Origin of the sequence: Streptomyces sp. NBC_01016 (assembly GCF_026341035.1) — a bacterium.
Classification (GTDB): Bacteria; Actinomycetota; Actinomycetes; order Streptomycetales; family Streptomycetaceae; genus Streptomyces.
The window spans coordinates 4,309,128-4,330,172 of sequence record NZ_JAPEOQ010000001.1; the positions used below are offsets into that span (position 1 = coordinate 4,309,128).

At 70.5% G+C, this 21,045-nt stretch carries 16 protein-coding genes; 7 read left to right on the forward strand and 9 right to left on the reverse strand.

Annotated features, from left to right (window positions below; all coding sequences use genetic code 11):
* Window positions 1–41: 41 nt before the first annotated feature.
* The 4 genes from OG746_RS19250 to OG746_RS19265 all read right to left on the reverse strand — a co-directional run bounded on the left by OG746_RS19250 (window position 42) and on the right by OG746_RS19265 (window position 5,222).
* Entirely contained in the window at window positions 42–1,931 is a 1,890-nt protein-coding gene (locus tag OG746_RS19250) for an amylo-alpha-1,6-glucosidase (protein WP_266716089.1), read from the reverse strand.
* A complete protein-coding gene (locus OG746_RS19255) occupies window positions 1,928–3,277 on the reverse strand; it encodes an MGH1-like glycoside hydrolase domain-containing protein (RefSeq protein WP_266716091.1) in 1,350 nt (449 codons plus the stop codon). The genes OG746_RS19250 and OG746_RS19255 overlap by 4 nt, the downstream gene beginning before the upstream one ends.
* Window positions 3,274–4,074, reverse strand: coding sequence for a sugar phosphate isomerase/epimerase family protein (locus tag OG746_RS19260; RefSeq protein WP_266716093.1), 801 nt, complete (start codon window positions 4,072–4,074; stop codon window positions 3,274–3,276). Before OG746_RS19260 ends, OG746_RS19255 begins: the two co-directional genes overlap by 4 nt.
* Before the next feature lie 101 nt (window positions 4,075–4,175).
* Window positions 4,176–5,222: a zinc-dependent alcohol dehydrogenase gene (locus OG746_RS19265; RefSeq protein ID WP_323179632.1), complete on the reverse strand. Its 1,047-nt coding sequence runs from the start codon at window positions 5,220–5,222 to the stop codon at window positions 4,176–4,178.
* A gap of 130 nt (window positions 5,223–5,352) precedes the next feature.
* On the opposite strand from OG746_RS19265, the gene OG746_RS19270 reads away from it, so the two are divergent.
* The 5 genes from OG746_RS19270 (at window position 5,353) to OG746_RS19290 (ending at window position 10,954) form a co-directional block, all read left to right on the forward strand.
* Window positions 5,353–6,759 carry an ABC transporter substrate-binding protein gene (locus OG746_RS19270; RefSeq protein ID WP_266716097.1) on the forward strand — a complete coding sequence of 469 codons (1,407 nt, stop codon included), beginning with the start codon at window positions 5,353–5,355 and terminating at the stop codon, window positions 6,757–6,759.
* Between the two features lie 84 nt (window positions 6,760–6,843).
* On the forward strand, window positions 6,844–7,866 hold the full coding sequence (locus OG746_RS19275) for a carbohydrate ABC transporter permease (protein ID WP_266716099.1): 1,023 nt from the start codon (window positions 6,844–6,846) through the stop codon (window positions 7,864–7,866).
* Between the two features lie 32 nt (window positions 7,867–7,898).
* Window positions 7,899–8,765, forward strand: a complete 867-nt coding sequence (locus OG746_RS19280) for a carbohydrate ABC transporter permease (protein WP_266719077.1) — start codon at window positions 7,899–7,901, stop codon at window positions 8,763–8,765.
* Window positions 8,766–8,804: 39 nt separating this feature from the next.
* The gene (locus tag OG746_RS19285) at window positions 8,805–10,061 is read left to right on the forward strand and encodes an ROK family transcriptional regulator (RefSeq protein ID WP_266716101.1); all 1,257 of its coding nucleotides are present in this window, start codon (window positions 8,805–8,807) and stop codon (window positions 10,059–10,061) included.
* Complete coding sequence (locus OG746_RS19290) at window positions 10,058–10,954, forward strand: Gfo/Idh/MocA family protein (RefSeq protein ID WP_266716103.1); 897 nt, start codon at window positions 10,058–10,060, stop codon at window positions 10,952–10,954. Before OG746_RS19285 ends, OG746_RS19290 begins: the two co-directional genes overlap by 4 nt.
* A 48-nt stretch (window positions 10,955–11,002) precedes the next feature.
* Here OG746_RS19290 and OG746_RS19295 read toward each other — a convergent pair whose 3' ends face one another.
* From OG746_RS19295 to OG746_RS19315, 5 genes are all read right to left on the reverse strand, one after another.
* On the reverse strand, window positions 11,003–12,091 hold the full coding sequence (locus tag OG746_RS19295; RefSeq protein ID WP_266716105.1) for a WD40/YVTN/BNR-like repeat-containing protein: 1,089 nt from the start codon (window positions 12,089–12,091) through the stop codon (window positions 11,003–11,005).
* Window positions 12,092–12,204: 113 nt separating this feature from the next.
* A complete protein-coding gene (locus tag OG746_RS19300; protein WP_266716107.1) occupies window positions 12,205–14,244 on the reverse strand; it encodes an ABC transporter ATP-binding protein in 2,040 nt (679 codons plus the stop codon).
* A 76-nt stretch (window positions 14,245–14,320) separates the two neighbouring features.
* Entirely contained in the window at window positions 14,321–15,226 is a 906-nt protein-coding gene (locus tag OG746_RS19305) for an ABC transporter permease (RefSeq protein ID WP_266716109.1), read from the reverse strand.
* The gene (locus OG746_RS19310) at window positions 15,223–16,173 is read right to left on the reverse strand and encodes an ABC transporter permease (RefSeq protein WP_266716111.1); all 951 of its coding nucleotides are present in this window, start codon (window positions 16,171–16,173) and stop codon (window positions 15,223–15,225) included. Before OG746_RS19310 ends, OG746_RS19305 begins: the two co-directional genes overlap by 4 nt.
* Window positions 16,170–18,011 carry a peptide ABC transporter substrate-binding protein gene (locus OG746_RS19315; RefSeq protein WP_266716113.1) on the reverse strand — a complete coding sequence of 614 codons (1,842 nt, stop codon included), beginning with the start codon at window positions 18,009–18,011 and terminating at the stop codon, window positions 16,170–16,172. Before OG746_RS19315 ends, OG746_RS19310 begins: the two co-directional genes overlap by 4 nt.
* Window positions 18,012–18,274: 263 nt before the next feature.
* Between OG746_RS19315 and OG746_RS19320 the strand changes: the two genes are divergently transcribed.
* Together OG746_RS19320 and OG746_RS19325 are read left to right on the forward strand one after the other, a co-directional pair.
* A complete protein-coding gene (locus OG746_RS19320; RefSeq protein ID WP_266716115.1) occupies window positions 18,275–19,462 on the forward strand; it encodes an ROK family transcriptional regulator in 1,188 nt (395 codons plus the stop codon).
* The gene (locus OG746_RS19325; RefSeq protein ID WP_266716117.1) at window positions 19,459–21,033 is read left to right on the forward strand and encodes a M81 family metallopeptidase; all 1,575 of its coding nucleotides are present in this window, start codon (window positions 19,459–19,461) and stop codon (window positions 21,031–21,033) included. The genes OG746_RS19320 and OG746_RS19325 overlap by 4 nt, the downstream gene beginning before the upstream one ends.
* The last annotated feature ends 12 nt before the right edge of the window (window positions 21,034–21,045 follow it).

Consider the following 21,045-nt stretch of genomic DNA (forward strand, 5'->3'; position numbering starts at 1 on the left):
TCTCAACCGGCCGCCCGTCGACCACTGGTCGTGGTAAGGCGTCAACCTCCCACCGCGGTAAGGGCGGTGCGCAGCGCCCACGGCGTCGCCGCCGCCCACGCCTGCGGGGAGCAGGAGTGCGGGTAGGGGACCGGGCGGGCGGCGTCGGTGCGCGCGTAGCCGCCGAGCACCTCGGGGAGCCGGTGCCCGTGCCCGGCCGCCGCGTCGATCAGCCCGGACGCCATCCGGCGCAGCTCGTCGCCGAGCCCGTAGCGGGCGAGGCCGAGCGCGATGACGGCGTTGTCGTGCGGCCAGGCGCTGCCGCGGTGGTACGACAGCGGGTGGTAGGGACGCTGGTCCGCGGCGAGCGTGCGGATCGCCCAGCCGGAGAAGAAGTCCGCATCCAGGAGGCGCTCGCCCACGCGTCGCGCGCGGTCCTCGTCGAGGATGCCGGACCAGAGCAGATGCCCGGCGTCCGAGGCGAGCGCGTCGACCTGGCGGCCCTCCCCGTCGAGGGCGAGCGCCGGGAAATCGTCATCGGCCAGCCAGAAGTCACGGGCGAAGCGCGCCCGCATATCGTCGGCCAGCCGGTCCAACTCCCGTGCGTACACGGCGTCCTGCCATACCTGCGCGGCGAGGCGGGCCGTGCGACGCAGACCGTCGTACGCGTAGCCCTGGGCCTCGGACACGGCGATGGGGCCTTCCGCCTGGGTGCCGTCCTTGAAGCAGATGGCGCCGGCGGAGTCCTTCCAGTTCTGATTGACGAGACCGTTCGGGTCCGGCTCGTACACGAGGTAGCCGTGCTCGCGCAGGCCGCCGTCGCCGAGCATCCAGTCGACGGCGGAGCGCGCGTGCGTCTCCAGGCGGGCGGCGAGCGCCGCGTCCTTCGTCGCCTCGAAGTGGGCGTGCAGCAGCACCAGGAACAGTGGCGTCGCGTCGATCGTCCCGTAATAACGCCCGTACGGCACCTGCCCGAAGTGGGCGAGCTCGCCGCGTCGCGTCTCGTGCACGATCCGGCCGGGCTGCTCGCCGCGGAACGCGTCGTACTCCTGTCCCTGCGTGGCGGCGAGCGCGCTCAGCGTGCCGGCCGCGAGGGCGGGCCGGTAGGGGAGCATGAAGTACGAGGTGAGCAGGGAATCCCGCCCGAACAGGGTGAGGAACCACGGCACACCGGCCGCCGGGATGCTGACGGGCTCGCCGTCCACGCCGGGAGCGGAGATCGTCAACAGGTCCAGATCCGTGAGGCCTTGGGCGCAAGCCCTGTCCAAGTCGTCGGATACGTCGATGAGTTCGGCCGCACCGCCGCGCACCCGGTCCGCCGCGAGCTGCGGCCCACCGTGCGGATGCGCCGCGACGTTCAGCCGCAGCTCGGCCCGGCCGTGCGGCGCCAGGGCGAGGCGCCACACCAGCTCGTACGGCCCGTCGCCGCGCACGGAGTCGGGCGCGGGGGACGCGGACACGACCGTGCGGGAGTGCCAGTCGGCCCTGCGGTAGTCGAACTCGACGCCCGTGTCCGTGCGGTGAGCCGTGCGCTCAGCATCTGGCTTGGGGTAGCTGCGCTCGTCCGCGCGCAGCTCGAAGGTGTCGGCGAAGTCGGCGTCTGCGGTGATGACGACCTCGGCGACGAGCGGGTCGGGGCTGTTGCTGACGAGCTGCAGGACGTCCGTGAACTCGCCTGCTGTGACGGCCTGTTGGCGGAAGACGGTGTACGCGGGCGGAGCGTCACGGGTCCCTTCCGGGGTGAGTACGCACTCCCCGGCCGACCCGACGGGGGAGAGCACGGCGGGCGCGGTGCCGTCGACGGCGAGCTGCCAGCGGCTCAGGTGTCGGGCGTCGCGCACGAACAACCCGTCCGGCGTGGCCCCGCGCGTACCGGTGACACCGCCGTCCGCGTCGATGTGCGCGAACGTGGCGTCGCGCACGAGTTGAGCGCGTTGGGCGGCGCCGCTCATCGGGCTGCCTCCTCGGAGTTCAGCAGGTCGAGGGCGAGCGCGGCCGTCCAGGAGAACGAGCGGGCGCCGCGCGCCGCGCCCGTCGTCGGGTCGACGTACTCCGCGAACCCGGACGCGCCCGCCGTGTCGAGGAGCGCGGCGCGGATCCGGTCGGCGTGCAGGTGCCGGCCGTGGGTGCGAAGGCCGCGCTCGATGAGCCACGCGGTGTTGAACCAGGCAGGCCCACGCCAGTACCGGGTCGGGTCGAAGGCCGGGCCCGTCAGGTCGTAACTCGGCACGAGGGCCGTGGAGTCGGCGTGGAAGGCCGGGCCGTCCAGCGTCGACACCAGACGGTCCACGACCTCATCGGGCAGACCGGGCGCGAGCAGCGGAACGAGCCCCGCCACACTGCGCGCCGGCACGAAGGTGTCGTCGACCAGGTCGCGGGCCCGGAACAGGCCGGCCCCGTCGTCCCACAGGCGCGTCACGAGCGCGTCAGTGAGCTTCGCGGCCCCCGCCTCGTGGACGGCCGCGTCGCCGCCCACGCAGCCTGCGATCTCGGCGAGGGCCAGCTCGCTCGCGATCAACAGGGCGTTCATGCACGGGTCTTCGAGCCGGAAGGGGTGCTCGGCCGCACGGTCGTCGTACCCCGCGTCGCGGTAGTCGACGGCGAGCCGCACATAGCGGCCGTAGTCGAGGTCCGTGGGGCGGTCCGCCGGGTGGCCGTGGTCGAGGTCGGCGCGCCGGTAGCTGCCGGGGTCCGCCGGGGTGATGCGGGCCAACGGGGCGTCCCAGCAAGGGCTGTTGTCCATGCCGGGCTCCCACGGGTGCACGATCGCCGCGAGGCCGCCGCCGCCCAGATCGCGCCGGTCGAGGAGGTAGCGGTGCCAGGCCACGAGGCGCGGATACACCCGGGCCAGGAAGCCGCGGCGCCGCGACTCGGCCGGGTCGGCGCGGTGCACGAGCCAGGCGGCCAGCGCGTGCACGGGCGGCTGGACGATGCCCGACGTCTCGGGCGAGACCGGCGCGCCCACCCCCGCGCCCGCCGTGGACGAGCGCCAGAAGTCGGGGCTCGGGAAGTACGCCCCGTTCGGCACCGCCGAGTTGAACACGATGTGCGGCACACGCCCGTCGCCCCACTGCGCCCCGAGCAGCGACTCCAGCTCGCGCTGCGCCCGGCGCGCGGACAGGTGCCGAAGGCCGATCGCGATGAACGCGGAGTCCCAACTCCACTGGTGCGGATACAGGGTTCGGGACGGCACCGTGCTCGTGCCCACCCAGTTGTCGAGGAGGACCCGGCCCGCGCCGCGCCGCAGGGTCAGGTCCGCGGCGGCGGTGCGGGCTGGCCCGTCGAGAAGAGCGGTCACGCGCCGGACCCCTTGAGGAACGCGGGCACGGACCGGACCGCCTCGACCGGGTCGCCGGTCAGCCGGCACTCGGCCGCGAGGTACCCCCCGTAGCCGGCGGTGTGCAGGGCACCCAGCCACGCCTGCCAGTCGAGGTGTCCCGCGCCCGGCTGGAAGCGGTTGGAGTCCGACACCTGGGCGTGCCCGATGTAGGGGGCGTGGGTGAGGATCGCCTGCGCGGGGTCGGTCTCCTCGATGTTCATGTGGTAGCTGTCGATGCCGATCCGGACCGCGTCCAGACCGACCTCCTTGATCAACTCGGCTGCCTGCTCAAGGCGGTTGACCATGTGGTCCTCGTACCGGTTGAGCGGTTCGAGGTAGAGCGTGACGCCCTCGGCGGAGGCATGCTCGCCCAGCTCGGTGAGGCCTTCGAGCAGGACCTCGCGGTCCCGCTCCTCCGAACGCGGCGGCTCGAACGGGGGCAGGCGGCGCGAGAACATCCCGTACGAGGCCGGGGTCTGCGCGCCGAGCCCGCCGAGCTCGGCGATGACGGAGAGCTGCGACTTCATCTGGACGATCGCGTCGCGGCGCAGCTCGTCGTCGAAGGCGCCGAAGAAGTGCAGCATGTCGACGCACACGGTCGGCATGACCACGCCGTCCTTGAGTGCCTGCTTCAACTCCGGGAGCCGGGAGGCGAAGTGCAGGTCGCCCTTGGCGCGCAGCTCGATGGCCCCGTACCCGGCGCCCTGCGCGAACTCCCACTTCTCCTGGAGGCTCTCGCCGGGCAGCAACTGTTCCTGGGCAGCGATCTTCAGCATGTCTCTCTCGGTACCTCTCAGGCCCTCCGGGGCCGTCTCGGGCGCAGGGGGCCGTCTCGGGCCTGGGCCCTGTCGTTTGGATCGGGCCGTCTCGAAACTTCTCAGAATTCCAGGACGACCTGGAGGGCGTCCGCGGGGCGCTCGTCGAGCAGGACGTACGCGTCGGCCGCGTCCGCGACCGGGACGACATGGCTGACCAGCGACTCCACGTCGACCTGGCCCTCGGCGACGAGCCGCAGGAACGTCTGCTGGAGGCGCTCCACGGTCCAGCGGCCGGACAGCTGCGCCGGGACGCCGCCGATCTGCGAGCAGACGATCTCCACGCGGTTGTGGTGGAACTCGTCGCCGAGCCGCAGGCCCATGCCGTCGCCCTGATAGAAGCCGGAGGCGACGACGCGGCCGCCGACGGTCACCGAGCGCACGGCCTGGTGCAGCGCCGGGTAGACGCCGCTGATCTCGATGGCGAGGTCGGTGCCGCGGCCCCCGGTGGCCTCGCGGATGCGCTCGGCGACCGCGTCCGTGCGGGCGTTGAGCGTGGCGTGGGCGCCGTACTTCTTCGCCGATTCCAGGCGGGCGTCCATCGCGTCGACCGCGGTGACACGGGCGCCGCTGAGCTGGGCGAGGCGGGTGGCGATCAGGCCGATGACGCCCTGGCCGAACACGGCGACGTCCTCGCCGAGGTTGATGCCGCCGGCCAGGATCGCGTTGTACGCGATGGCGCCGACCCGGGCGAACGCTCCGGCCAGTGGTTCGAGGCCCGCCGGGAGCGTGTGGCCGATCATGCGCTCGGCCGGGACGATGCCCTCGCTGCGGTGGCCCCAGATGCCCCACACGAGGTCGCCGACCTCGGGCATGCCCGGCGTGCCGACCAACTCCGGGGAGACCTCGGTGACTTCGCCGACCTCGGAGTAGCCCCAGCCGACGACCGGGTACGAGATGCCGGCCTCGTCGTCGCGGAAGAGGCGGGCGTCGGCGTCCCAGGTCCGGGTCAGATAGGGGTTCGTGCCGCGGTAGGCGGTCAGCTCCGTACCGGCCGATATGCCCGAATAGCGGGTGTGGACGCGCAGGTGGCCCGGCGGCAGCTCCAGGCTCTCGTGCTCGGCCACCTCCACCTGGCGGGGACCTGTGAATTGAACGACGCGTTCCACGGACGGCTCCGAAAAAGGGTGGTGTGCCTGTTGGTTGGGTCGACAATATCCGCAACTTATGTCTTGTCAACAGGCAAAAGTAGTGCTGAGATGCGTGCTTGATAGACGTAAGTCGGCGATGGGGACGGTAATGCGCACCAGGACGCGGCGGTCGAAGGCGATCGCGGTCGGCGCCACGACAGCCTTGGGCATAGGACTGCTCACCGGCTGCGCGAGCAGCACAGGGCCGGGCACACCGGACCGTGAGATCACCGTGTGGTCCCAGGAGAACCTCCCGGACCGCGTCGCGGCGACGCAGAAGATCATCGACGGCTTCGAGAAGAAGACCGGCGTCAAGGTGCATCTCGTCGGCGTCGACGAGGGGCAGATGCCCCAACTCATCATGTCCGCGGCGGCGTCCGGCCATCTGCCCGACGTGATCGGCGCCGCCCCCATGGGCCAGACCTGGCAGATGTACAGCAACGGCCTGCTCAACACGGACATACCCCGGCAGATCGTCAAGAAGCTGGGGCGGGGAACGTTCGACAAGAACGCCCTCAAGCTCACCAGCGACGGCAACGTCAGCCTCGGCGTCCCCTCCGACGCCTGGCTGCAGCTCCTCGTCTACCGCAAGGACGACTTCGCCAAGGCGGGCCTCGAGAAGCCGGACACGTACAACAAGCTCGTCACGGCCGCCAAGAAGCTCACCACCAAGGGGCACGACGGCGTCTCCGCCGCCACCGACCCCTCGGACGTCTTCACCTCGCAGAGCTTCGAGAGCCTCGCGCTCGCGAACAACTGCCAGCTCGTCGACGGCCACGGCAAGGTCACCCTCGACTCCCCGCAGTGCGTCAAGGCGTTCCACACCTACGACCAGCTGGCGCGCGAGTACGGAGCCCCCGGCACCCAGACCGTCGACTCGACGCGAGCCACCTACTTCGCGGGCCGCTCCTCGATGATGATCTGGTCCTCGTTCCTTCTCGACGAACTGGCGGGCCTGCGCAAGGACGCCCTGCCGAGCTGCCCGCAGTGCGAAGGCAAGGACAAGCAGTTCCTCGCCGACAACACCGGCATCGTCACCGCGCTCAAGGGCGCGAAGGCGAGCAAGGCCGCGCAGTTCGGCGAGATCACGTCCTGGGTCACCACCAAGACCGCCGAGACGGACGCCTCCCGCGAGTTCATCGAGTACATGATGGGCAGCGGCTACGAGTCCTGGTTCGGACAGGCCCCCGAGGGCAAGATCCCGGTCCGCCGGGGCACCGCCGCGGAGCCCGAGAAGTACATGGCCGCCTGGCGGCACAGCAAGATCGGCGTCGGCGAGCGCAAGCCCCTCGACGAGGTCTACTCGCCGCAGGTCCTCGACCAACTGGCCGACGGCATCGGCGACTTGCGCCGCTGGGGCATCGAGCAGGGCGAGGGCGCACTGGTCGGCGCCACCAACGGCGAACTGCCGGTCCCGAAGGCCATCGGCGCCATGACCGCGGGCCAGACCTCACCCCGCGAGGCCTCGCGCGAGGCCGAGGAAGAGGTGGCCGCCCTGAAGAAGTCCCTGCAATAGCGGCCCGCCAGAAGTCCCTGCAGCAACGGCCCGCCCCGGCCCTTCCTCGCCTTCCCTCGTGACCTTCTCGTCGAAAGCCTCCCCATGACTACAGCCACCACCGGTGCGAAGCAGCGCACCAACCCGCCGGACGGATCACCGGCCCCGTCCGGCGGCCGCCGCCCCCGCAGGCCCATGACCGCGAGCCGCCGCACCAACCGGGCGGGCCTCGCCTTCGTCAGCCCCACCTTTTTCGTCGTCCTCGTCGTCGTGGTGCTGCCGATCCTGTGGACGGTGCTGCTCGCCTTCCAGCGCGCCAAGCTCGTCGACATCCAGGGCATGGGCCTGTTCGGCAACTGGAGCCTGCGCAACTTCTCGCAGGTCTTCGACTCCGCGGGCTTCTGGTCCAGCCTCGGCACCACGCTGCTCTACACCGTCGGCGCCACCTTCGGCTCCGTCGCCCTCGGCCTGATCGCCGCGCTCGCCCTGCGCAAGCCCTTCCGGGGGCGTGGCCTGCTGCGCGCCGCGATGCTGCTGCCGTACGTGGCGCCGGTCGTGGCCGTCGCGTTCGTGTGGGAGGTCGCGCTCAGCCCGCAGTACGGCATCGTCAACGAGTGGGGCCAGAAGCTCTTCGGCTGGGACGACCCCATCGCGTTCCTGTCCACGCGCGAGTACGAAGTCCACCTGCTCGGCCTGCACTTCGACATCCCGCTGGCTCTGCTCACGGTGATCGCCTTCGAGTGCTGGCGCTACTTCCCGTTCGCCTTCCTCTTCATCCTCGCCCGCCTCCAGGCGGTCCCGGACGGCCTGGAGGAAGCCGCGAAGGTCGATGGCGCCACGCCCACCCAGCGCTTCCGGCACGTCATGCTGCCGCAGCTGATGCCGGTGATCGCGCTGCTCTGCGTACTGCGCTTCATCATGACGTTCAACAAGTTCGACGACGTGTACCTGCTGACCGGCGGCGGAGCCGGCACCGACGTCGCGGCCGTGCGCGTCTACGACTTCCTGACCTCGCGCTACGACGTCGGCGCGGCGGCCGCCCAGGCCCTCGTCCTGGCCGTCGCCCTCATGGTCCTGCTGGGCCTGTACTTCAAGTTCTTCGGCAACAAGGTCCAGGAGGAGTCGTGACCAGTACCAGTACGCGTACCGGTAGGCCGGCCATGACGCGCGCCCAGTTCGAGGAGCGGTTCTTCGGCGTCGCACGCTGGGTGGTCATCGCGTTCCTCGCGCTGATCACGATCGTGCCCTTCTACTACATGCTGCTGCTGTCGGTGAAGCCGATCGACGCACTGCTCCTCGACCCCGGGTCCCTGTGGGTCTCGGCCAAGCAGTTCACCCTCGACACGTACACCGAGGTGCTGCGCTCCACCGACGACGGCGGCCAGGGCTTCCTCCAACTCCTGAAGAACTCCGCCCTGGTGTCCCTCGGCACGGTCGCCCTGACCCTGCTCGCGGCCGTCCCCGGCGCGTACGCCATCAGCCGCCTGAAGTTCTTCGGCAACCGCCAGGTCAGCGCGCTGTTCCTCGCGGTCTACATGTTCCCGTCGACGCTGCTCGCGGTGCCGCTGTTCGTGATGTTCGCGAAGATCGGCCTGTCGTCGAGCCTCGTGGGCCTGGCGATCGTGTACGTGGCGCAGACGGTCCCGGTCGCGATCTACATGCTCAAGAACTACCTGGTCACCATCCCGTACTCGATCGAGGAGGCGGCGGCGCTCGACGGCTGCAGCCGCCTGCAGACGGTCCGCAAGGTCATCCTCCCGCTGGCCCTCCCGTCCCTCATGGCGACCGGCCTCTACGTGCTGATGATCGCGTGGAACGAATTCCTCTTCGCGCTCCTCTTCCTGGCCGCCGACCCCGGCAAGTGGACGGTGTCGCTCGGCCTCGCCCAGCTGTCGAACGGCATCGAGGTGTCCAAGACGGTGCTCATGGCCGGGTCCGTGGTCCTGACGATCCCCGTGGTAATCCTGTTCTTCGCCGCGGAACGCCTGCTGACCGAGGGTCTGACCGCCGGCGCGGACAAGAGCTGACCGGGGGGAACGACCCGGGTGAACAGGGGGAAGAAGACGATGAGCACGCCCAGCGCCACGAGCGCGGGCCGGCTGCTGCAGCTGATCCGCGGCGGCCAGGCCAATACCCGCGCCGACCTGCAACGCGCGACCGGCATGTCCCGCTCCACGGTGGGGCTCCGCCTCGACGAACTCGACCGGGCGGGCTGGCTGCGCCAGGACACCGGCACGTCCACCGGCGGGCGGCCCTCGCACCGCATCGTCTTCGACCCCGGCCACGCCGCCGTCCTCGCGGTGGACCTGGAGACCCGGTACGCGCGCGTGGCCGTGCTCGACCTCGGGGGCACGGTCCTCGCGGAGCGGACCGTCGACCTCGACATCGGCGACGGCCCCGACCGCGTGCTCGACGGCCTGGCCCGCTGTTTCCCGGAGCTGCTCGCCACCTCAGGCACCCCGGCCGAGCGGGTCTGCGGCATCGGCCTGTCGGTCCCCGGCCCGGTGGACTGGGAGACGGGACAGGTCGTCCAGCCGCCGATCATGCCGGGCTGGGACCGCTTCCCGATCAGGGAACGCATGCAGGAGGCGTACGCCGAGCATGTCGGCGCCTCGATGGAGGACACGACGGGCGGCCGGCCGATCCCGGTCTTCGTCGACAACGACGCCAACCTGATGGCCCTGGCCGAGCAGCAAGCGGGCCACCCCGACTGCTCGGCCTTCGTCCTCATCAAGGTCTCCACCGGCATCGGCGCGGGCGTCGTCGTCAACAACGAGATCTTCCGCGGCATCGACGGCGGCGCGGGCGACATCGGCCACATCCGTCTCCACGACAAGCCCGACGCCCTGTGCATGTGCGGGTCCTACGGCTGCCTGGCGGCGGTGGCGAGCGGCCGCGCGCTCGCCAAGGACCTCTCCAACCAGGGCATGGAGGTGTCCACCGGTACCGACGTCAAGGCACTCCTTGAACAGGGGAACCCCGACGCGGTCCGCCTCGCCCGGGCGGCGGGACAGCGCGCCGGCGAGGTCCTGGTCACGGTCGTGACCCTCCTCAACCCCGGCGTCCTGATGCTCGCCGGCGACCTGGCGGGCATCCCCTTCCTCACCGGCGTGCGCGAACTCCTCTACCAGCGCGCGATGCCCCGCACCACCGCCCACCTCGACGTCGTCACCTCCCGACTCGGCGACCACGCGGGCCTGATCGGCGCGGCGGCGATGGTCGTCGACGTCCTCTACGCCCCCGAACGCGCGGACGCCCGCCTGCGCGCGCTTGCCGAATCCGAATCCAGTGCCGCCGCGCAAGAACCGCAAGGAACCTCGTGACAGACAACGCCGCATGGCCCCACGACCCCGTCCGGGTCGCACTCGTCGGCGCCGGTCCCTGGGCCCGCACCATGCACGCCCGCATGCTCGCCGCGGGCCCCGAGACCCGGCTCACCGCCGTCTGGGCCCGCCGCACGGACGCGGCCCGCGCGACGGCCGAACCCTATGGCGCGGCGGTGGCGGGAAGCTTCGACGAACTCCTCGACACCTGCGAGGCGGTCGCCTTCGCCGTACCGCCGTCCGTGCAGGCGGAGTTGGCGCCGAGGGCGGCCAAGGCCAGCAAGGCGCTGCTGCTGGAGAAGCCCCTCGCCCTGGACCTTGCATCGGCCGAACGCATGGTGGACGCCATCGACGAAGCGGGTGTGGTCTCCCAGCTCGTCCTGACGAAGCGCTACCACCCGACGACACGCGCTTTCATCGAGCAGGCGCAGGGGATGTCGGTGACGGGCGCCCGCTCCTGCTACCTCCACGGAGCCTTCCTGGGCGGCGACTTCGCCACGTCCTGGCGCCTGGAACACGGCGCCCTCTACGACCTGGGCCCGCACCTCCTCGACCTCCTCGACGCGGCGGTGGGCCCGATCGCCTCCATCCGCGCCACCGGCGACTCCCGCCGCTGGCTGGAACTGACCTGCGAACACGAGAACGGCGCGGTGAGCCAGGCGTCCCTGTCCGGCAGCGTCGCGCGTGACCGCGCCCTCACCCGAGTCGAACTCTTCGGCCCGGGCCCCGAGTTGACCTACGACACGGCCGAGATCGACCACGAGGAGTGCTGGCCGATCCTGCGACGGGAGTTCGCGGAGGCCGTTCGGCTGGGACGGTCCAGCGAACTGAACGCGCAAAGGGGTCTCTACCTACAGCGCTTGCTGGCAAATTCAAGCCCCTCCGGCGATTGAGGAGCGGGGCCCGGGGCGGAGCCCCGTGACCGCAACCCCGGGCGGCCGTCACCCCACAACAGCCGCCCGCACACACAACACATCCGGCAGATGCGACGCCACCCGCTTCCAGGTGTCGCCGTCGTCCGGGGACGCGTACACCTCGCCGTTGCGGTTGCCGAAGTAGACGCCCGCCGGGTCGTTGTCGTCCGTGCACAGGGCGTCGCGCAGGACCGTGCCGTAGTGGTCGTCCGACGGGAGGCCGTGGGTGAGGGGTTCCCAGGTGGTGCCGGCGTCCTGGGTGCGGTAGACGCGACAGCGGTGGTCGGCGGGGACGCGGTCGATGTCCGCCGTGATGGGGAAGATGTACGCCGTGTCGCCCCGGTGCGGGTGCGCGGCCGCGGCGAAGCCGAAGGTCGAAGGGAGGCCCTCGCCGATGTCGAGCCACTTTCCGCCGCCGTCGTCGCTGCGGTACACGCCCCAGTGGTTCTGGAGGTAGAGGCGGTCGGGGTCGACGGCGTCCCGCGTCACCTTGTGCACGCACTGGCCGAACTCGGGGTTCGGGTCGGGGAGGAAGGCCGCGGCCACTCCGTTGTTCGCCGGGTCCCAGCTCGCGCCGCCGTCCGTCGTACGGAAGACGCCCGCCGTGGACACCGCCACCGTCACCGCACCGGGGTCCCGCTCGTCCGTCAGGATCGTGTGCAGGCCCTCTCCGCCGCCGCCCGGCACCCACTGCGAACGTGTGGGGTGCTCCCACAGGGGGCGGCACAGCTCGAACGTCTCGCCCCGGTCCTCCGAGCGGTACAACGCCGCCGGTTCCGTGCCCGCGTACACCACGTCCGGCTCCGAGGCCGACGGGTGCAGCTGCCACACCCGCTCCAGCGAAGTCCCGGTGAAATCGGGGAACTTGACGGCGGGCGCGGGCGGCTCGGTCCAGGTGCGGCCCAGGTCGTCCGAGTGGAAGACGGACGGTCCGAAGTGTGTGCTGTCGCCGCCCGCGAGGAGCCGTGGTCGCTCCCCGCGGGTGTCGATGGCGACCGAGTACATCGCCTGTGCGTTGAAGTACGGGCTCTCGTCGAACTCGAACGGGCCGCCGTCGCGCTTGCGGCCCAGAAAGAGGCCCTTGCGGGTGCCCACTGCCAGCAGTACGTCAGTCATGCCGAACCTCCGAAACGTCGTTGTCTCCAGGTATCGGTCAGTCTGCACCCCGCCACTGACAATGGCCCCGTACCGGACATTGCCGCAGGTCAGGCCGGTGTCGGCACCGCCAGTCAAGCCGGCGAAGGCACCGCCAGCGGGAAGTGGCACGCGACCCGGTGGCCCGCCGAGTTCGGTGTCGACTCCGGCGGCTCCGTCGTCGCGCAGACGTCCTGCGCGATCGGGCAGCGCGTACGGAACCGGCAGCCCGACGGGGGCTTCGCCGCCGACGGCGTCTCGCCCGTCAGCGGGGACCCGGAGGCGGCGGTCGCCTCGGGGTCCGGCACGTTCACCGTGTCGAGCAGGCCGCGTGTGTAGGGGTGGAGCGGGTGCGAGTAGACCTGCTCGGCGGGGCCCACCTCCACCAGCTTGCCCAGGTACATCACGCCGACCGTGTCCGCGAGGTAGCGGACCACCGCGAGGTCGTGCGAGATGAAGAGGTAGGTGAGGCCGCGTTCGCGCTGAAGCTCCCGCATCAGGTTCAGGATCTGCGCCTGGACCGACACGTCGAGCGCGGACACCGGTTCGTCCGCCACCACCAGGTCGGGGGAGAGCGTCAACGCCCGTGCGAGGCCCAGGCGTTGGCGCTGGCCGCCGGAGAACTCGTGCGGGTAGCGGTGCACCGCGCCGCGCGGCAGGCCCACCGCGTCGAGGAGTTCGCCGATCAGCTTCTCCTGTTCGGCCTTGTCGCCGACGCCCTGGATGACGAGCGGCTCGCGCAGGATCTCGCCGACCCGCATCCGCGGGTCCATCGCCGCCGTCGAGTCCTGGAACATCAGCTGGACGTCGCGGCGGTGCGCCCGGCGTTCCGAGCGCGACAGCGAAGCGCGGTCCCGGCCCTCGAACCGTACGGAACCCGCCGTCGGCTCCTCCAGGCCCGCCACGATCCGGCCGAGCGTCGTCTTGCCGCAGCCCGACTCGCCGACCATGCCGAACGTCTCGCCCTTGCGGATGCTCAGCGACACCCCGCCGACCGCGCTCACCGTGCCCTTGCTGCGCGAGAACGGGCCGCCCTTGAGCGGGAACTCCTTGACCAGCGCGTCGAGTTCGACCAGTACATCGGAGGTGGGTGCGTCCTGCGCAGGGATCGGCGCGGGTGTCACCACCTCGTCCGGGGAGGCGGCGTCCGCCGCCGTCGGCACCGGGTGGAAGCACGCGAACCGGTGCTCCGCGCCCTGCACCTCGTCCTCCTCCAGGAACGGCTCGAGGGTTCGGCAGTCGTCCGTCGCGAACAGGCAGCGCGGCGCGAACCGGCACCCCGTGGGCCGCACCGTCAGGCTCGGCGGCAGGCCGGGGATGGTGTGCAGCTCCGTCTCGTTGTCCGCCGCGCGCTCGGGCAGCGCCGCGAACAGCGCCTCCGTGTAGCGGTGCCGGGGGCGGGCGAACAGGCCGCGTACATCGGACTGCTCCGCCACCTGACCCGCGTACATCACGGCCACCCGGTCGACCCGGTTCGCGATGACGCCGAGGTCGTGCGTGACCAGGATCATCGCCATGCCGAGCCGCTCGCGCAGATCGTCGATGAGCTCCAGGATCTGGTGCTGCGTCGTCACGTCGAGCGCCGTCGTCGGCTCGTCCGCGATCAGCAGCTTCGGCTCGCAGACCAGCGCCATGGCGATGGCCACGCGCTGGCGCATGCCGCCGGACAGCTGGTGCGGATACGCCTTCATCCGCTCGGCCGGCTGCGGCATGCCGACGAGCCGCAGCGTCTCCTCGGCGCGCGCCCACGCCTCCTTCTTGGACACGTCCCGGTGCAGCAGCAGCGGCTCCGCGACCTGCGCGCCGATCGTCATCGTCGGGTTCAGGGAGGTCAGCGGGTCCTGGAACACCATGCCGATGGTGTTGCCGCGCACGTCCTGGAGGACCGGCGCGGGCGCCGTCGCCAGGTCCTGCCCGTCGAACATGATGCGTCCGCCGGTCACCTCGCCGCCGGACGGCAGCAGACCGAGGACGCTGAGCGCCGTCATGGTCTTTCCGCAGCCGGACTCGCCGACGATGCCGAGTGCGTCGCCCGGCGCCAGTTCGAGCGAGACGCCGTCGAGGGCGTGGACGGTGCGGTCGCGCGTGGAGATGTCGACGCGCAGGTCGTCGATCCTGAGCAGAGGCTCGGTCATGTCAGCTTTCCTAGATCCCTTGCGTTGCCTGATCCCACGTGACCGCTGGTCGCGCAGCGGTCCTCCGACGTGAGCGCTACTTGCGCAGCCGTACTTCGAACGCGTCGCGCAGCCCGTCGCCGATGAAGTTGAACGCGGCGACGACCAGGACGATCGCGATGCCCGGCGGGAAGATCAGCCACCAGTAGCCGTTCTGCGTGTAGGTGATGCCGGCGGACAGCATCGAGCCCCAGTCGGCGGACGGCGGCGGGATCGACAGGCCGAGGAAGGCCAGGTAGCTGACGTAGAGGATGGCGTCGGCGATCTGGAACGTGCAGTTGACGATGACCGTGCCGATGGCGTTCGGGACGATGTGCTTGAACACGGCGCGCGCGCCGCCACCGCCCATCATCCGCATCGCCTGTACGTACTCCCGGTTGCGCAGCGACAGCGCCTCGCCGCGCACCAGGCGGGCGGGGGAGAGCCAGGCGACGCCCGCGATGATGAGGATCAGGATGCCCTTGCTGGGCGTGATGATCGCGGCCACGACCACGAGCAGGAACATCGCCGGGATGGCGAGCGCGGCGTCCGTGATCCGCATCATCGTCGCGTCGACCCAGCCGCCGAAGTACCCGGCGACGGCGCCGTACACGGTGCCGAACAGGGTCGCCAACAGGCCTGCCGCCAGGCCGATCTCGAGGGACGTCTGCCCCGCGACCATGAGCCGGCCCACCATGTCGTAACCGAGGTCGGTGGTGCCGAGGAGGTGACCCGATGTGCCCGGCGCCAGGTTCGCCTGCGACAGGTCGGTGTGGATCTGCTCGGTCGGGTGGACCAGCGGGCCCAGGTAGCAGAAGGCCAGCAGCAGCACGAGCAGGATGACGCCGCTCAGCGCCAGCTTGTTGCCCGTGAACACGCGCAGCGTACGGCGGGCCAGCGAGGGTGTCGCCTGCGCGGTCTCCTCCTGTCCCGGTATGGCAGAGGTCGTCACAGCAGTGGTCATGACACGCTCCGGATCCGCGGGTCGAGGACGGCGTACAGGATGTCGGTGAGCAGCGAGCCGAGGACGGTCGCGATGCCGACGACGAGAGTCACGCCAAGCAGGACGGGGAAGTCCGAGCCCTGCGCGGCGTTCCAGAACAGCAGCCCCATACCGGGGTAGTTGAACATCGACTCGACGACGAGGGCGCCGCTGAACAGCGTCGGCAGGTACAGGCCGAGCAGGGTGGCGAGCGGGATCAGGGCGTTGCGCATCACGTGCTTCACCATGATCCGGCGGCTCGACTGGCCCTTCGCCATGGCCGTGCGCACGTATTCCTCGGTGAGGTTGTCGAGGACCGCCGAGCGCATGTAGCGGCTGAACATGGCCACGATGCCGAACGCCATGGTCACGACCGGCAGGATCAACCCGGGTATGTCGCCCAGCAGTTGACCGATCGTCTCGCCCTGCGGTGCCTCCGCCGGGAAGATCGGCAGCACCTGCGCGAACAGGATGATCATGATGAGGCCGAGGAAGAACACGGGCGTCGCGTACAGCAGGAACGCGAGCCCGGTCAGCGCGTAGTCGGACGCCTTGCCGCGCCGCACCGCCTGGAGCAGGCCGAGCGGCACCGCGATGACGACCGCGAGGACCGTCGACATGAGCGTGAGCAGGAGCGTCTTCGGCAGGCGCTGGGTGAGCAGGTCGATCACCGGCGAGTTGAGCTTGTACGACTCGCCGAGGTCGCCCGTCAGCAGGCGCTTCAGGTACATCAGGTACTGCGTCGGCAGCGAACGGTCGTAGCCCTGAACATGGTTGAAGTGCTCGATCTGCTGCGGCGTCCCCTTGGGGCCGAGGATCGCGCGGGCGGGGCCGCCCGGCAGCAGGTGCAGCAGGGTGAAGACGATGATCGAGACGAGGAACAGGACGACGAGCGCCTGAAGGAAACGCTTGACCAGAAAGCCGGTCACTTCTCGGCTCCCTTCTTGACGAAATACCAGTGCGAGGGCTGGAAGGTCACGGTCGGGTTCTGCTCGATGCCGCGCAGGTCATTGCGGATCACCGACACCTGGTACGCGGGGTTCGGCATCCACATCACCGGAAGCTGCTCGGCCAGGTACTCGCCGTACTCGTGAATGGCCTTCATGTCGGGCGCGTACTGCACGGCACTGATGAGACGGTCGGCCTTCTTGTCGCTGTAGTTGCCGAAGTTGGAGGAGGCGCCCGTGGAGAAGAGCTGCTCGCCGCTCGGGTTGAGCGGGTAGTACCAGCTGCCGGCGGTGCCGAAGAAGGACATGTCCCAGTTGCAGCCGGAGTCCTTCGCCTTGCACGGAACGGAGTTGCCGAGCACGGAGTTGAGCGGCTGCTGACGCACGGTCAGATCGATGCCGGCCTTGCTGAGCGAGGACTTGAGCTCCTGCATCATGTTCGTCGTCTCGGTCGAGCCGGACTGCGAGAGCAGGGTCAGTTCCAGGGGGTTGTTCCTACCGATGCCCTTGCCGCACTCGTCGTCACCCGTGCCGGGCCGGACGCAGCGCGCAGTGCCGTCGACGGTCTTCCAACCGTGCGCGGACAGCAGCGACTTGGCCTTCGAGACGGAGAACGGGTACTGGTTGTGCGCCATCTCCTTCGACAGGTACTGACTCTTCGGCGTGACCGGGACCGGGCCGAGCGTCTCGGTCGCGCTGCCCTGCCAGATGACCTTGCTCATCGCCTTCTGGTCGACGAGGTGCTGCATCGCCTGCCGGATGTAGAGCTGGTTCATCTCCGGGCCCGCGTGGGTGGAGTTGAAGTTGTAGACGATGTAGGTGGCCGCCCAGCCCTCCCACGGGTCGACGCGGTACCCCTTGCTCTCGAACTTCTCCTTCTGCGCCATCACCGACGGCGGGATGTAGCCGTAGTCGACGCCGCCGGAGCGCAGCACGTTGTACTCGGAGTCGGCGGTGGTGAAGGGCTTGAAGACGACCTTGTCGAGGTGCGGGCGCTCCGACTTCGGGCCGGTGTACTTCTCGTTCGGGACGAGTGTCACCTGTCCGTTGTCCCGCCAACCGGCCAGCTTCCACGGCCCGTTGACGGTCTTCCACAGCGGGTCGGTGCCGTACGAGCCGAGGCTCTTGGCATGCTGGCTGAGCCGGGCGAAGACCGCCTTGGCGCCCTTCGTGGTGCGGTCGAAGTCGCCGACCTTGCCGCCGTCGGTCTTCGCGTCCCAGGCGTGCTGGGGCAGCGCGCGCATGTAGTAGAGCTGATTCGCCGTGAACCAGTCCGGGTTGTACGCGCGCTTGAGGTGCAGCCGTACGGTGTGGTCGCCGACGAGCTCGAACTTCTTGACGTTGTCCGGGATGTTGCCGACCGAGTAGCCGCCCCAGTCGGCTTTGTTCGCCTTGACGAGGTTGAACCAGAACTCGAGGTCGCGACCGGTCACCTCGGTGCCGTCGGACCACTTGACGCCCTTGCGCAGCGGGACGGTCACCGTCTTGTTGCCGTCGCTGTACTTCGGCTCGAGGCCCAGCGTGCTCGGGCCGTGCGTGACCAGCTCGCCCTTCTCCTGCACGGCGTCGTACACGGGCATGTAGAGCTGCGACTGGATCGCGTAGTTGTAGGAGCCGCCGTAGCCGGGAGCGCCGATCGGGAAGATCCAGTTCGGGGTCGCCGCGGGCGGCAGGGCCATGGTGGCCGTGCCTCCCTCGACGGGAGTGCCGCCGGTGCGGCCCATGGCGATGCTGCCGGCCTCGTGCGTGCAGCCGGTGAGCGCCACCAGCGCCGCCGCTAGGGCGAGCGCCGCGGACGCCTTTGACCTGAGGGAACGCATGCCGAAGGGCCTCCAAGGGGAAGGGGTGCGGCCCCGTGTGAAGATTCGACGAGGGGCGCCCGAACGCTAAGTCGACCGTTCGAAACAAGTCAATAGGTTCATTCGGAAAGTAATCCAAAAACCCCGGGGTCTGGCGCACTTGGTTCGGGTGCGGCTAGTGTTCGGTCCGGCATCGAACAAACTAGTCGAAGTAAGTACGCAACTAAGCACGCAGCTAGGTACACATCTAGGTACGCAGCGAAGTGCGACCCCAGGGGGACCGGATGACGGACACCGCGAACGAAGGCGAGCCGGGTTCGGCCCGGCACATACTCCGGCTCGTCTCGTCCGGAGCCGCCTCCTCCCGCGCCGACCTCGTCAGGGAACTGGGCCTCGCGCCCTCCACCGTCTCGCTGCGCGTGCAGGAGCTGGTGGCCCAGGGCGTGCTCACCGAGTCCGGCGAGGGCGCCTCGCGCGGCGGACGCAGGCCCCGGCTGCTGCGGGTCAAGGCGCAGGGCGGCGTCGCGCTCGCCGCCGACCTCGGCAGCCGGCACGCGCGGCTCGGCGCCGTCGACCTCGGCGCGGCCGTGCACGACGCCGTCGACCTGCCGCACGACATCACCGCGGGACCCGAGTCCGCCGTCGACTGGCTGTGCGGTCAAGTGGCTCGACTCGCCGCGAAGCAGAAGGAGTCGGGGCGCACCGTGCGCGCGCTCGGCGTCTCCTTCCCGGGCCCCGTCGACCCGGCGGACGGCCGCGTGCTGAGCCCGTCGCGGATGCCGGGCTGGCACCGCTACCCGCTGCGTGACGTCCTCACCGAGCGGCTCGGCATGCCGGTGACCGTGGCCAACGACGCCACGATGATGGCGGTCGGCGAGCACCGCACCTCCCGGCCCGAGCTCGACCACATGGTCGTCGTGAAGGCCGGCCGCGGCATCGGCAGCGGCGTCATCGTCGCGGGCCGGCCGCACGACGGTGCCAACGGGAGCGCCGGAGACATCAGCCACGTCCGCGTGGAGGAGGCCGGTGAGCGGCCCTGCTCCTGCGGGAACATCGGCTGCCTGGAGACCGTCGCGAGCGGCGCCGCCCTCATCCGCGAACTCGCGGCGCAGGGCGTCGACGTGACGAACACCACCGAGCTGCTTCAGCTCGTCGCCGACGGCGACCCCCTCGCCACCACCCTCGTACGGGCCGCGGGACGACACATCGGCACGGTCCTCTCGGTCGTCGTGAACTTCTTCAACCCGCGGGCCGTCGCCATCGGCGGCGTCCTCGCCACCGCCGAACCCCTCGTCGCCGCCGTCCGCGGCGTGCTCTACGAGCGCTGTCTGCCGCTCGCCACAGCAGACCTGGAGATCACCACGACGGCCGCGGGCCGCGACGCGGGCCTGCTCGGCGCGGGCCTCACGGCGCTGCACAACAACCTGCCGTCCACCGCCCCCGCCTTCAAGGAAGAGAGCGTCCACGCATGACGAGCACCACCCCGATCACCGGCCGCCGCCTGCGCATCGGCATCGGCGGCATCGGCATCGAGTCGTCCACGTTCTGCCCGCACCGCTCCACCACGGACGACTTCCGGCAGACGCGGGGCCAGGACCTCCTCGACCGCTACACGTGGACGCAAGCCGACTCCGACCTCGCGGAGCTGGTCGAGTGGGTGCCGCTGCTGCACGCGACCTCGCTGCCCGGCGGTCCGGTGGAGGCCGAGTCGTACCTGATCCTCAAGAACGAACTCGTCACCCGCATACGGGAGGCGGGCCCGCTCGACGGACTCGTCTACGACATCCACGGCGCCATGAGCGTCATCGGCCTCACCGACGCCGAGGGCGACCTCACCGAGGCGGTCCGCGCGGCGCTCGACCACAACGGCACCCCGGACGACCCGGCTCGGGGCCGCCCCATGATCTCCACGGGCATGGACCTGCACGGCAATGTCTCGCGCCGCTTCGCCGAGCCCATCGACCTGCTCACCGCGCACCGCCTCGCCCCGCACGAGGACGCCTGGGACACCCGCGAGCGTGCCGCCCGCAACCTCGTGCACTGCCTGCGCGAGGGCACCCGCCCGCACCGCGCCTGGGTCCAGGTCCCGGTGCTCCTCCCCGGCGAGAAGACCAGCACCCGCCTGGAGCCCGCCAAGTCCCTCTACGCCTCGCTCGCCGACATCGAGCAGAAGGACGGCATCCTCGACGCGGCGATGTGGGTCGGCTACGCCTGGGCGGACGAGCCGCGCTGCAAGGCGGCGATCGTCGTCACCGGCGTGGACGCCGAACTGGCCTCCCAGGAAGCCGAGTTGCTGGCCCGTCGCTACTGGGACGCCCGCAAGGACTTCCTCTTCGTCGGCCCGACCGGCGGCGCCGAGGAATGCATCGAGAAGGCGGTCGCCTCCGACAAGCGGCCCTTCCTCATCAGCGACTCCGGCGACAACCCGACCGCGGGCGGCGCGGGCGACCTCGCGTACATGCTGGGCAAGCTGCTGGAGAACGACGCGATTCGCACGGGGAAGGTCACGGCCGTCCACCCCGGCATCACCGACCCCGTCGCCGTGGCGGCCTGCTTCGAGGCCGGGGTGGGCGCCGAGGTGACGCTCTCCGTCGGCGGCAAGGTCGACGCGAACCACGGCGGACCGTACGAACTCACCGGCACCGTCGAGGCGTTGCAGCGCGCAGCCGACCAGAAGGACCGCGCGGAGGGCGGCGCGTACGACCGCGGTGTCGACATGGCAGCGGTCCGCGTCGGCGGCCTCACCGTGATCCTCGTCGGGCGCCGCAAGCCGTTCCACACGCTCGCCGACTTCACGGGCCCGTCCGATGGCGGCCTCGGCATCGACCCGCGGACGTACGACGTGGTCGTCGTCAAGATCGGCTACCTGGAGCCGGAGCTGCACGACATAGCCGCGGACTGGCTGCTCGTGCTCACCCCCGGCGGCGTCGACCAGGACCTTCTGCGCCTCGGACACCACCGGGTGGAGCGCCCGCTGTACCCGTTCGACGAGGACGCGTACGAGGTCGGGGCCGGCCCCGACCTCACACCCGTCATCCTCTGAGCCGCCCGGGGC